This is a genomic window from Pseudosporangium ferrugineum (assembly GCF_003002065.1).
Taxonomy (GTDB): Bacteria; Actinomycetota; Actinomycetes; order Mycobacteriales; family Micromonosporaceae; genus Actinoplanes; species Actinoplanes ferrugineus_A.
This window is the reverse complement of record NZ_PVZG01000017.1, coordinates 62,905-75,263: the sequence shown is the minus strand read 5'-3', so window position 1 is coordinate 75,263 and position 12,359 is coordinate 62,905. Positions and strand designations below refer to the sequence as shown.

Genomic DNA, 12,359 nt, shown 5'->3' with positions numbered 1-12,359 from the left:
TCTACCTAACTGTGCGCAATCGGAGGTGCCCGTGTTCGTCGGCCGGCGCAACGAGCTGTCGCTGCTGACCAAGCGCGTCGAGCATGTCTCCCGCACGCGAACGGGTCTGGCGGTCGCCATCCGGGGCCGCCGTCAGGTCGGCAAGTCACGCCTCGTGCAGGAGCTATGTGACCGCTCGGGGCTCCCCTACCTGTACTTCACAGCCGTCAAGGGCGCGTCCGTCACCGAGTCGACCGCCCAGTTCCTCGCCGCCCTGACCGAGTCGGATCTGCCGGCCGACCGCGCGCTGCTCCCCGGCACCCCGCCGCCGGGCGGCTGGGGTGACATGTTGCGGGTGCTCGCCGGTGTCCTGCCGGACCAGCCGTGCATCGTCGTCCTCGACGAGTTGCCGTGGCTGTCCGAGCAGGACGACACGTTCGACGGGCACCTTCAAGTCGTCTGGGACAGGTTGTTGTCGAGCCGCCCGGTCCTGCTGCTCCTGCTCGGCAGCGATCTGCACATGATGCAACGGCTCACGGCGTACGACCGGCCGTTCTTCGGGCGAGCGGACAACCTGGTCCTGGGTCCGCTGAACCTCGCTGACACGGCATCAGCGACCGGCCTCCCGGGCTCGGACGCGATCGATGCGCACCTCGTCACCGGCGGCCTGCCCGGGATCCTGCTGCGCTGGCCGTCCGGCGTACCCGCCGACGACTATCTGCGCGACGAATGCGCCGACCCCGCATCCCCGCTGTTCACGGTGCCGGAGCAGGCCTTGACGTCGGAGTTCCCCAACCCGGACGTCGCCCGGCGGGTCGTCGAATCGGTCGGCGGGGACGCTCATGCCTTCACCAGCATCGCCAGCGCCGCCGGCGGTCACGGCGGACCGGTCAGCTCCGGCACCCTGTCACCGCTGCTGCGGCAGCTCACCGACGACAAACAGGTCCTGGCGGCGGACCATCCGCTGTCGGCGGCCGGCGGCAAGCCGGCCCTCTACCGGATCGCCGACACCAACCTGCGCCTCTACCTCGCCATCCTGCGCGACGTCCACAACCTCAGCCGGCGTGGCCGGCCGGACGCCGGATACAGACTGTTCACCACCCGCTGGGCGAGTTGGCGCGGCCGCGCTGTCGAGCCGTTGATCCGTTCCTCGCTGGAGCAGGCCGCGCTCGGCGGCGCCCTGCCCTGGCCGGAAGCCCACGCCGTCGGTGGCTGGTGGAACCGTCAGTTCAATCCGGAGATCGATCTGGTCGGCGCCGATCGGGGCCCCATCGCCTCGCAGCTCTACTTCTGCGGATCCCTGAAGTGGCTCGGCACCCCTTTCGGCACCCGCGACCTGCACCAACTCAGGGAGGGCGCCCGGCACATCCCGGGCTTCGAGGTCACCCGCACCGGACTGATCGCGGTCTCACGCTCGGGCTTCGACCTGCCGGCCGACACGGTGGACGTCGCGTGGGGGCCCGAGGACGTGCTGGCTTCCTGGCAACGGTGACCGGGCGTTCGTCAGCGCCCTCGGCCGCGGCGGCCGGTGGGGGCGTCGAAGCGGAAGTGGACGAAGAGGCGGCCCCAGTTGTCGCCGTCCTTCTCGACGCGGTGGTAGAGCTGCTTGATCTCCTTCTGGTCGAGGAAGCGCAGCACCTTCTTCTTGAGCTGGCCGCTGCCCTTGCCCGGGATGATCTCGACCAGGGTGGCCTTCCTCTGGATCGCTTCGTCGATGATGCCGCGGAGCGCCTTGTCGATCTCGGTGCCCCGGTTGAAGATGTCGTGGAGATCCAGTTTGAGCTTCACGTGCGCAGCCTACTCAGCGGCGTACGAGGTGCGGCCGCCGTTCTTGCCCACCCAGGTCTCGACCCGGCGCAGCGCGTCCTCGTAGTCGTCGTGGCGTTTCATCGCCGCCGCCAGGCGCAGGTGCGGGAGGGCCTCGCTGAAGCGGCCGGCCCGTTCGAGGGTCCGGCCGAGCACGTGGTGCGCGTAGTGGTCCGACGGGTCCCGCTCGATCAGGGTTCTGAGCTGTTTCTCCGCCCCCGCCAGCTGGGCCGAGTTGAAGTACGCCCGGGCCAGGAGCTGGCGCACCGCGGCGTTGTGCGGTTCGGCCTCGACGATGGGTTCCAGCATCCGGGCCGCGCCGAGCGGGTCGCCGGACTCGAAGGTGAATGTTGCCCTGCGGTACTCCTCGAGAAGATCCACGCGTCCGCTCCCCTGCTCGTGCCGCCGACCTGACCAACGCTGGCACAACTCCGGGCGAACGGCGAGTGTTCCTGCGGTCCACCTTCACCGACAATTCGGCCGATTCCGCAACCGTCGGGACGGAGAATGCCGGGGTGGGCGACTTCCCGCGTCATCTCGTCGAGGCTCCGCCGCGACCGCGGTTCGGGCGTGCCAAGGCCGTCACCATCGGGCTGGTGACCCTCGGCATGTGCCTGTTCCTGGCCGGGGCGGCCGCGCGGCCGGCGGTCCGGTCCGCGGCGTTCGCCATACCGGGCGTCGCCGCGCTCAGTGCGCCGCCCGCCGGCCCGTCGTGGGCGCCGGCGCCCCGGTCCGCCGGCGGCCTGTCCAGTGTCGCGGTCGCCCGGGGGCAGACGTTCGCGCTCCGTACCGCGGGTGGGGACGTGACTTTCCTGCCGGGCATCAACCTGGGCAGCACCACGCCGGGGCACCTGCCGGGCGAGTTGTCCATCGGCGCCGAGCAGTACCGGGTCTGGTTCGCGGCGATGGGCTGGCTGGGCATCCGGGTGATCCGGATCTACACCATCCACCCGCCGGCCTTCTACACCGAGCTGGTCCGGTACAACCGGGCCAACCCGGCCCGGCCGCTCTACCTTATGCAGGGCGTCTACTTCCCCGACGAGTCGTACGTCGAGAAGCGCAACCTCTACGACCGCGGTGTCACCAGCGCGTTCCGCGACGAGTTGCGGGACGCGAGCGCCGCGGTCCGGGGCCGGCTCGCCCGCGCGCCGCAGGCCGGCCGGGCCGACGGCACCTGGGACGCCGACGTCACGCCGTGGCTGACCGGCTGGATCATCGGGGTGGAGCTGGACCCGTACGCGGCCGACGTCTCCGACAAGCGCAACACCGCCGCCCCCGCCGTCCAGGGCCGCTACTTCCGGAGCACCGCGGCGGCCTCCCCCACCGAACGCTGGCTGGCGGCGCGGATGGACGAACTGGCCGGGTACGAGGCGGCGCAGGGCCTGAGCCAGCCCATCGCGTTCGTGAACTGGCCGACGACCGACCCGCTGCGGCACCCGGAGGAGCCCCTCGGGCAGGAGGATCTGCTCCAGCTCGACCCCAACCACGTGCTGCCCACCGCGGCGTGGCCGGCCGGGACGTTCGCGAGCTACCACGCGTACCCGTACTACCCGGACTTCCAGCGGCACGAGCCGGGGCTCCAGGCGTACCGGTACCGCGGCCGGCCCGACCCGTACGCGGGCTATCTCGCCGCCCTGCGCCGCCACCACCGCGACATGCCCACGCTGGTGACCGAGTTCGGCGTACCGTCGTCGATCGGGTCCGCGCACCACGGCCCGCTGGGCCGCTCCCAGGGTGACCACAGCGAGCGCGAGGCGATGCGCATCGACGCCGAGCTGCTGCGGCTGATCCGGGATCAGGGGCTGGCCGGCGGCTTCCTGTTCGCGTGGGCGGACGAGTGGTTCAAGTTCACCTGGAACACCGTCGCGCATCAGGACGCCGAGCGGCGCCAGCTGTGGCACGACCCGTTGACGAACGAGCAGCACTTCGGCCTGATCGCGATGGACGCGGCCGGCTCGCCGGAGGCCACGACCGCGTACCTGGTCGACGACGAGTCCGCGCGGCCGGCGCGGCGGGTGACGGCGCGGGTGGACGAGGCGTACGTGCATCTGCGGGTCGGGTTGGGCGCCTCCCCGCCGGGCGCCCTGACCGTCGGCTTCGACGTGCTTCCCGGGCTCACCGGGCCCGCCGCCCCCGGCTCCGGCAACCGCGAGGCGGATGCGGCGTTCGTGTTCGATCTGGTTGCTCGCGGCGGGCAGGCGTACCTGAGGAAGGAGCTGGATCCGTTGCCGCTGGACTTCGCCGTCCGGGACGCCGTGCGCGGTCCGGCGCCGGCCGGCTGGCGGCGCTTCGAGCTGATCGTCAACCGGGACCTGTCGGTCCCGTCGACCGGGGAAAGGCTGCCGGCCGAGCTTCAGAACGCCGGTTCGCTACGGTACGGCCGCCCGTCCGACGACAGCCGGTCCCTCTGGTACCGCGACGGCGACGAGCTGGTGATCCGGGTGCCGTGGGCGATGCTCGGGTACGCCGACCCGTCGAAGCACCTGGTCGGCGTGCCGGACGGGAAGCGGCTGACCCTGCGGCCGAGCCCCGGCGTGTCGGTGACCGTCTCCGCGGCCGGCACCGACCAGGCGACCGGCCCGGTGACCTGGACGAACTGGAACCGGGTGTACTACACCGAGCGGCTGAAGCAGGGCGCCGAGCTGTTCCGCGACGCGGCGCTGGCGGCTACGGCTTCCTGACCAGCAGCGCGACCAGTCCCCCGCCGAGCAGCATCGTGCCGATGGCGATCAGCGCGGCGGGGCTCAGCCCGGTCACCGGCAGCCCGCCGCCCGCGTCCGGCGGCAACACCCGGGGCACGGCGGAGGTGAGCTCGGCCGGCTCGGGCGCGATCGCGGCGGGCGCCCCCGTGACGTAGTCACTGACCGTCACGCCGTCGCTGGTCTTCACCACCACGGCGACGTCGTACGCCCGGCCGTTGTGCAGGTTCCGCAGCTCGCAGCCGGTGGCGGTGAGCACGGACAGCGCGCACCCGGACTCGTGGCCGGCGGTCGTCGCCCACACGTACTCGAACTGCCCGCTGCCCAGGTCGGCCGGGGGTGTCCAGGACAACCGCAGGCCGCCGTCGAGGGCACGCACCCGCACGCCGGTCGCGCTCGCCGGTGCTCGCGGCAGACCCTCGACCCGCATCGGTACGCCGGACAGCCCCCAGCAGTACACGTAACCCACCGTGTCGACGGCGCAGGTGCGGCCGATTCCGGCGTCGAGGGCGACGAGCGGCGCGCCGACGTCCACCGGGGCGGCGACCCCGTCCCCCCGGCACCACGCCCGCCCGTCCCGCCGCAGCCCGCAGACGTGTCCCGCGCCGACGCTGATCCCGGCGAGCGGCCCGGTGCTGCTCGCCTTCGGGTCCCAGCAGGTCGCCTCCCCATCGGTGGCAAGGGCGCACTGCCCCCGGCTCCCCACCGCCACCTGGCGCACCTTGCCGTCGGTCCGGAGCGCCGTGGGCCGCTTGCGCTCGCCGCCGGGCACGCCGGCACCCCAGCAGTACGCGACCCCGCCGGCGGTCGCGGCGCACGTGGTGTCCCCGCCGGCGGCGAGGTCCACCACGGGTCCGGTCAGGCCGCCGACCCGCACGGGCGTCGCCGATCGGCCCGTACCCGGCACGCCCAGCTGTCCCCGCGAGCCGTCGCCCCAGCACCAGGCGGATCCTTCGTCGTCGAGGGCGCAGGTGTGCCGGTCACCGGCGGCGATGTCCACGAGCGTGCGGCCGGTGAGGCCGGGTACCCGCCGCGGCGCGGATTCCGCACCCCAGCAGTACGCGTCCCCGCGGGCGTCGATCGCGCAGGTCCGGGCCGGCCCCGCGGCGAGTTGCACCGCGTTCCGTAACCGCACCACGGGCCGCCCGGACGGACCCCAGCAGTACGCGTCCCCCACGCTGGTGATCGTGCAGGACTCGGCGCCCCCGGCGGCGACCACGGCGGGCCCGGACGTCGCGAGGGCCAGCGTCCCGGCGGTGATCCCGGGCGGGTACGTCCCCTGGGCCGCGGCCGGCGACGCGGGGGCCGCGGCGAGGATCAGCACCGCGAGGGCGCCTCCGATACGGCCCAGTCGCACCCTGTTCCTCCGCTCCCCACCGGACACAACGCGGGAATTATGCGCAAGATTGGGCTCTTAGTCCGTTTTGACACGCAACCGGCGCGCACAGGTGCTACACAGGAAGCCGAAAGCCGCCGCATAGCGTGGCCCACGACAGTAGGGGCATGACGATGGCGAACGCAGACCCCGGCAGCGACCTCCGGCGCCCCGACGGCGGCCCGGTCCGGGTCCTCGTGGTCGACGACGAGCCGACCCTCGCCGAGCTGCTGTCGATGGCGCTGCGCTACGAGGGCTGGGACGTGCGCAGCGCGGGTGACGGGCAGACCGCCGTACGCACCGCCCGCGACTTCCGCCCCGACGCCGTCGTCCTCGACATGATGCTGCCCGACATCGACGGGCTGGAGGTGCTGCGCCGGCTGCGCGGCGAGACGCCCGAGGTGCCGGTGCTGTTCCTGACCGCGAAGGACTCGGTCGAGGACCGGATCACCGGGCTGACCGCCGGCGGCGACGACTACGTCACCAAGCCGTTCAGCCTGGAGGAGGTCGTGGCGCGGCTGCGCGGGCTGATGCGGCGGATGGGCCGGTCGCCGATGCGGACCGGCTCCCAGCTCGTCGTCGGCGACCTGACCCTGGACGAGGACAGCCACGAGGTGCGCCGCGGCGGCGACCTGGTCACCCTGACCGCCACGGAGTTCGAGCTGCTGCGTTACCTCATGCGCAACCCGCGCCGGGTGCTCAGCAAGACCCAGATCCTGGACCGGGTGTGGAACTACGACTTCGGCGGCCAGGCCAACGTCGTCGAGCTGTACATCTCGTACCTGCGCAAGAAGATCGACGCCGGCCGGACCCCGATGATCCACACCATGCGCGGCGCCGGCTACGTGCTGAAGGCGGCGGACTGACATGACGGCAGCCGTCCGCCCGGCCCGCTGGCGCTCGCCGGCGGGCTGGTCCCTGCGGAGCCGCCTGATCGCCATCATGATCGTCCTGATGACCGTGCTCGGCCTGGTGGTCGGCGGCACCGCCGAGATCTACCTGCACAACGCGCTCTACAAGCGGGTCGACACCCAGCTGGCCGGGGCGAGCGAGCGCGCCCTGGACGGGGAGGGGCGGGGCGGAGTGCCGGGTCCCGGATTCTTCCCCCGCTACAACGCCGCGATCGACCCGCCTCCCGGCGCCCAGTCCGGGTGGCTGGTGCTGTTCTTCGGCCGGTCCGGCACCGGCACGGTCACCCTGCTGGGCGGCGGCGTCGTGAGGTACCGCGAGGCGGAGACGGAACGCCGCCAGCACAACGAGTACGTCGACGCCCCCGCCGCCGCGGTGACGGCGCTGTCGAAGCTGGCCCCCGACGGCACCCACGTCGACGTCGACCTCGGCGGCGACCTCGGTGACTACCGGGCGGTCAGCCTGAGCCCGAACGGCAGGGGCATGATCGTCACGGCGGTGCCGCTGGCCGAGACGCAGCAGACGCTGCTGGCCGTGGCCGGGGTGACCGGAGGCGCGGTGCTGCTCGCGCTGGTCGCGGCCGGGTGGGCCGGGGCGGTGATCATCCGGCGTACGCTCCAGCCGCTGAACCGGGTCGCGGCGACCGCGACCAGGGTCTCCGAGCTGCGGCTCGACCGGGGTCAGGTGGAGCTCGCCCAGCGGGTGCCGGAGCCCGACACCGATCCCCGCACCGAGGTCGGCGCGGTCGGCGCCGCGCTGAACCGGATGCTCGACCACGTCGGCAGCGCCCTCGCGGCGCGGCACGCCAGCGAGATGCAGGTACGCCAGTTCGTCGCCGACGCGAGCCACGAGCTGCGCACCCCGCTCGCCGCCATCCGCGGCTACGCCGAGTTGAGCCGCCGCAGCCGGCAACCGGTGCCGGACGAGGTCGGCCACGTGCTGCGCCGGGTCGAATCCGAGGCCCAGCGGATGACCACGCTGGTCGAGGACCTGCTGCTGCTGGCCCGGCTGGACGCGGGACGGCCGCTCGCGCACGACCCGGTGGACCTGACCATGCTCGTGGTCGACGCGGTCAGCGACGCGCACGCCGCCGGCCCCCGTCACGACTGGCGGCTCGACCTTCCCGAGGAGCCGGTCGCGGTCACCGGGGACGGGCAGCGGCTGCACCAGGTGCTCGGCAACCTGCTGGCCAACGCCCGTACGCACACGCCCGAGGGAACCACCGTGACGGTCGGGGTCGCCGCGGAGCAGGGCGCGGCGGTCATCCGGGTCACGGACGCGGGGCCGGGCATCCCCGCCGAGTTGCAGCCGCACATCTTCGAACGGTTCGCGCGCGGCGACAGCTCCCGCTCCCGGGCGGCGGGCAGCACCGGCCTCGGCCTGTCGATCGTGCACGCGGTGGTGACGGCGCACGCCGGCACGGTCGCCGTGACCAGCGAGCCGGGCCGTACGGAATTCACCGTGCGGCTGCCGCTGACGCCGGAGCTACCAGCCGAGCCGGATGCCGTCCATCAGCACGTCACGCAGGTCGTCCAGTAGCGCGCCCGCCGCGTCGCCGTCGGAGACGTGCAGCTCCAGCGGCACCGACTCGCGGTCCCGGCCGACCAGCACGTCCAGCGCGCACAGGGCGCGGCCGGCCAGATCGCTGGTCACGCCGCTGATCGCGGCGGCGCGGAGACGGTCGTCGAGCCACGGCTTGCCCTGGGCGCCGGGCAGGCCGGCCGCGATCGCCGCGACGGCTGCGAGGGCCTGCGCCGGCGGAATCTCGCGGAGCAGCACCTGAGGCGTCTCCCAGACCCGCAACACCACCAGGGAGACCGCCTGCCGGCGCTCCACCGGGGACAACTCGGACAGGCCCTCGAGGAGATGCGGCGGGCTCGCGTTGTTCATGGCTCTCATGTGAGCACACGCAACTTGCATGTGCCCATACCCCGGCTGACGGACACCGTCCGCCATCCATGGGCTACCATGGCCGCGTGTCCCGTTGGTATTCGTGGTTTACGAGGCCGGCACTGCCGGTGGCTCGGCCATGAGGTCATGACCTGAGACACCCCCGCAGGGCCGGCAGAGGCAGCGACGCGAAGTCGCTGCCTTTTCGTTTGCAACGAGCCGGCCCAGGCCCGGGGACGCCGGCCCCGGGAGCCGGCGAGAAGGAGTTTCAATGACCATCCCCGAGGTGCAGCGGGTCAGCGACCACCGCATCGACCGCGTCGTACCGCTCATGAGCCCCGCCCTGCTGCACCACGAGCTGCCGCTGACCCACGAGCTGTCGGCAAGCGTGCTGGACAGCCGGCGGCAGGTGGAGGCGGTGCTGGACGGCCGAGATCCCCGTCTGCTCGTCGTGGTCGGCCCGTGCTCGGTGCACGACCCGGTCGCCGCCGCCGAGTACGCCGACCGCCTCGCCGCCGAGCAGCGGCGGCTCGCCGACGACCTGCTGATCGTGATGCGGGTCTACTTCGAGAAGCCGCGCTCGACCGTGGGCTGGAAGGGCCTGATCAACGACCCGGCCCTGGACGGTACGGGCGACGTCGGCAAGGGCCTGCGGGTGGCCCGGGCGCTGCTGCTCCGGGTGCTCGAGCGGGGGCTGCCGGTGGCCGTGGAGTTCCTCGACCCGATCACCCCGCAGTACATCGCCGACACGGTGGCCTGGGGCGCGATCGGTGCCCGTACGGTCGAATCGCAGGTCCACCGCCAGCTCGCCTCGGGCCTGTCGATGCCGATCGGCATGAAGAACCGCCCCGACGGCAGCATCAGCACGGCCATCGACGCGATCAACGCCGCCGCCGCACCGCACGTCTTCCCCGGCATCGACGTGTCCGGCACGCCGGCGATCATGCACACCACCGGCAACCCGGACTGCCACCTGGTGCTGCGCGGCGGCAAGGGCCCCAACTACAGCGCCGCCGACGTCGAGGCCTCCCTGGAGCTGCTGCGCAAGGCCGGCCTGCCCGAGCGCGTGGTGATCGACTGCTCGCACGGCAACAGCAACAAGGACCACCTGCGCCAGCCGATCGTGGCGGACGACGTCGCGGGCCAGCTCGAGGCGGGACAGCAGGGCATCCGCGGGGTCATGCTCGAGAGTTTCCTGATCCCCGGGCGACAGGACCTGGGCGGGGAGCTCGCGTACGGGCAGAGCGTCACCGACGCGTGCATGGGCTGGGAGCCGACCGTGGGCGTGCTGGACCGCCTGGCCACGGCCGCCGCGAAGCGCCGTCCGGCGTTCACAGGGGCCGCACAGTAACGGCACAAGGGGCCGACAGGCGGGCGGAAGACAGTACGGAGGTCAGTGCTTCCGCCTGCCCTAAGGACCCTTGATGACCTCGACGTTGCCCGCATCGCCGGCGGTGGGACGGCCGGACGAGCCCCTCGCGGCGCGCCGCCCCTCCCGCCGGTACGCGTTCCTCCGCGGCCGGGTGGACGACGCGCCCTGGGTACGCCCCGCCCTGCTCGCCCTGCTGGTGCTGACCGGCGTCCTCTACCTCTGGGGCCTCGGCGCGTCGGGCTGGGGCAACGCCTTCTACTCGGCGGCGGTGCAGGCCGGGTCGGAGAGCTGGAAGGCCTTCTTCTACGGCTCGTCGGACGCGGCGAACTCGATCACCGTGGACAAGACGCCCGCCTCGCTGTGGGTGATGGCGCTGTCCGTACGCCTCTTCGGCCTGAGCTCGTGGAGCATCCTGGTCCCGCAGGCGCTCATGGGCGTCGCGACCGTGGGCCTGCTGTTCGCCACCGTCCGCCGCTGGTACGGCCCGGCCGCCGGGCTGATCGCGGGCGCGGTGTCGGCCCTGACCCCGATCGCCGTGCTGATGTTCCGTTTCAACAACCCGGACGCCCTGCTGGTGCTGCTCATGGTCGCCGGCGCGTACGCGACCGTGCGGGCGGTGGAGAACGGCTCGACCCGGTGGCTCGCGCTCGCCGGGGTGTTCGTCGGCTTCGGCTTCCTGACCAAGATGCTGCAGGCGCTGCTGGTGGTGCCCGCGTACGCCCTCGCGTACCTGATCGCCGGCCCGCCGAGGCTCGGCAAGCGGATCGGGCAGCTGCTCCTGGCCGGGCTGGCGGTCGTCGGGTCGGCGGGCTGGTACCTCGCGATCGTCGAGCTGGTGCCGGCGTCGATGCGGCCGTACATCGGCGGCTCGCAGCACAACAGCCTGCTCGAACTGACCCTGGGCTACAACGGCCTCGGCCGGCTCAACGGCAACGAGACCGGGAGCGTGGGCGGTGGTGGCGGCGGTGGCGGCTGGGGCGAGACCGGCCTGCTGCGCATGTTCGACGCCTCGCAGGGCGGTCAGATCTCGTGGCTGCTCCCGGCCGCACTGGTCGTGCTCGTGGCCGGCCTGGTGCTGACCCTGCGCGCGGGGCGCACCGACCGGTCGCGGGCCGGACTGCTGCTGTGGGGCGCGTGGCTGGTCGGCACCGCGCTGGTGTTCAGCCTCATGCAGGGCATCTTCCACGCGTACTACACCGTGGCGCTGGCCCCGGCGGTCGGCGCGGTGACCGGCATGGGCGCGGTGCTGCTGTGGCGGGCCCGCCGGAATCCGTTCGCGGCGGTCGCCCTCGCGGCGGCGATCGGGGTGACGGCCTGGTGGTCGTGGCACCTGCTGGGCCGGAGCCCGGACTTCGTGCCGTGGCTGCGCTGGGCGGTGCTGATCGCGGGCGGGGTGGCGGCCCTGGGCGTGCCGGCCACGCTGCGGCTCCCGGCCCGGGTGGCGGCGGTGTTCGCCGGGGTGGCGCTCGGCGCGGTGCTCGCGGGCCCGGCGGCGTACGCGGTGCAGACCGCCTCCGAACCGCACACCGGCTCGATCCCGTCGGCCGGCCCGGCGACCACGGGCGGCGGGTTCGGCCCGGGCGGCGGCCGCGGCGGTCCGGGCGGCCGCGGCGGCTTCCCCGGCGCCGGCTTCCCGGACGGCGGCTTCCCGGGCGGGGCCCCCGGCGGCTTTCCCGGCGGCGGCGCCGCTCCCGGCAACCTTCCGGGCGGCCTGCCCGGCGATCCCTCCGGCGGCGGCACCGCGCCGGGTGGCCCGACGGGCACCACCCAGCCCGGCACGACTCAACCCGGCACCGCCCAGCCCGGCGGCACTCCGACCGGCGGGGGCAGGGGCGGGCTGTTGGACGCCGCCAGTGTCAGTGACCGGTTGAAGGCCCTGCTCGACGCGGACGCCGGCCGGTACACCTGGGTCGCCGCCGCCGTGGGCTCGCAGAGCGCCTCGGGCTACCAGCTGGCCACCGGCGACCCGGTCATGGCGGTCGGCGGTTTCAACGGCAGCGACCCCTCCCCCACCCTGGCCCAGTTCCAGCGGTACGTCGCCGACGGCAAGATCCACTACTTCATCGGGGGCGGCGGAGGTTTCGGCGGCCGGGGCGGCACGAGCACCGGCGGCAGCAGCTACAGCTCGCAGATCGCCGCGTGGGTGGCCGCGACCTACCCGGCGCAGACCGTGGACGGGGTGACGCTCTACGACCTGACCGCGCAGTGAACCTTTTCAACCTGGCATCGAGCCCGACGGTGCCAGGCCGTCCACCAGCGGCGGGCACTGCCGGCCCCGCCGCGTGGAAAAAGGTTCAGTGATCGGCGCCCACCAAGACCGCCAGGCGGC

General features: G+C 73.3%; 10 protein-coding genes. 6 read left to right on the top strand and 4 right to left on the bottom strand.

Going from position 1 to position 12,359, the window contains the following annotated elements:
* The first annotated feature begins 31 nt into the window (after positions 1 to 31).
* Positions 32 to 1,471, top strand: a complete 1,440-nt coding sequence (locus CLV70_RS29760) for an ATP-binding protein (RefSeq protein ID WP_106129934.1) — start codon at positions 32 to 34, stop codon at positions 1,469 to 1,471.
* Positions 1,472 to 1,482: 11 nt separating this feature from the next.
* Here CLV70_RS29760 and CLV70_RS29755 read toward each other — a convergent pair whose 3' ends face one another.
* Positions 1,483 to 1,767: a Smr/MutS family protein gene (locus CLV70_RS29755; RefSeq protein ID WP_106129933.1), complete on the bottom strand. Its 285-nt coding sequence runs from the start codon at positions 1,765 to 1,767 to the stop codon at positions 1,483 to 1,485.
* Between the two features lie 9 nt (positions 1,768 to 1,776).
* Entirely contained in the window at positions 1,777 to 2,166 is a 390-nt protein-coding gene (locus CLV70_RS29750; RefSeq protein ID WP_106129932.1) for a tetratricopeptide repeat protein, read from the bottom strand.
* 134 nt (positions 2,167 to 2,300) lie between these two features.
* Between CLV70_RS29750 and CLV70_RS29745 the strand changes: the two genes are divergently transcribed.
* Entirely contained in the window at positions 2,301 to 4,466 is a 2,166-nt protein-coding gene (locus CLV70_RS29745; protein WP_106129996.1) for a hypothetical protein, read from the top strand.
* Here the strand turns inward: CLV70_RS29745 and CLV70_RS29740 are convergent.
* A complete protein-coding gene (locus CLV70_RS29740) occupies positions 4,453 to 5,841 on the bottom strand; it encodes a hypothetical protein (protein ID WP_146164203.1) in 1,389 nt (462 codons plus the stop codon). The two genes, CLV70_RS29745 and CLV70_RS29740, sit on opposite strands and share 14 nt — an antisense overlap.
* Positions 5,842 to 5,987: 146 nt before the next feature.
* On the opposite strand from CLV70_RS29740, the gene CLV70_RS29735 reads away from it, so the two are divergent.
* Positions 5,988 to 6,725, top strand: a complete 738-nt coding sequence (locus CLV70_RS29735; RefSeq protein WP_106129930.1) for a response regulator transcription factor — start codon at positions 5,988 to 5,990, stop codon at positions 6,723 to 6,725.
* 1 nt (position 6,726) lies between these two features.
* Positions 6,727 to 8,307, top strand: a complete 1,581-nt coding sequence (locus tag CLV70_RS29730; protein WP_106129929.1) for a sensor histidine kinase — start codon at positions 6,727 to 6,729, stop codon at positions 8,305 to 8,307.
* On the opposite strand, the gene CLV70_RS29725 is transcribed toward CLV70_RS29730, so the two are convergent.
* A complete protein-coding gene (locus tag CLV70_RS29725) occupies positions 8,254 to 8,658 on the bottom strand; it encodes a hypothetical protein (protein WP_106129928.1) in 405 nt (134 codons plus the stop codon). The two genes, CLV70_RS29730 and CLV70_RS29725, sit on opposite strands and share 54 nt — an antisense overlap.
* Positions 8,659 to 8,929: 271 nt before the next feature.
* On the opposite strand from CLV70_RS29725, the gene CLV70_RS29720 reads away from it, so the two are divergent.
* Entirely contained in the window at positions 8,930 to 10,009 is a 1,080-nt protein-coding gene (locus CLV70_RS29720) for a 3-deoxy-7-phosphoheptulonate synthase (protein ID WP_106129927.1), read from the top strand.
* A gap of 73 nt (positions 10,010 to 10,082) precedes the next feature.
* Positions 10,083 to 12,239: a glycosyltransferase family 39 protein gene (locus CLV70_RS29715; RefSeq protein WP_106129926.1), complete on the top strand. Its 2,157-nt coding sequence runs from the start codon at positions 10,083 to 10,085 to the stop codon at positions 12,237 to 12,239.
* The last annotated feature ends 120 nt before the right edge of the window (positions 12,240 to 12,359 follow it).

What these genes read in the sequence shown, in the direction of transcription:
- CLV70_RS29725 (WP_106129928.1), bottom strand. Translation starts at nt 8,658, where the DNA reads ATGAACAACGCGAGCCCGCCGCATCTCCTCGAGGGCCTGTCCGAGTTG.
- CLV70_RS29735 (WP_106129930.1), top strand. Translation starts at nt 5,988, where the DNA reads ATGACGATGGCGAACGCAGACCCCGGCAGCGACCTCCGGCGCCCCGAC.
- CLV70_RS29715 (WP_106129926.1), top strand. Translation starts at nt 10,083, where the DNA reads ATGACCTCGACGTTGCCCGCATCGCCGGCGGTGGGACGGCCGGACGAG.
- CLV70_RS29730 (WP_106129929.1), top strand. Translation starts at nt 6,727, where the DNA reads ATGACGGCAGCCGTCCGCCCGGCCCGCTGGCGCTCGCCGGCGGGCTGG.
- CLV70_RS29720 (WP_106129927.1), top strand. Translation starts at nt 8,930, where the DNA reads ATGACCATCCCCGAGGTGCAGCGGGTCAGCGACCACCGCATCGACCGC.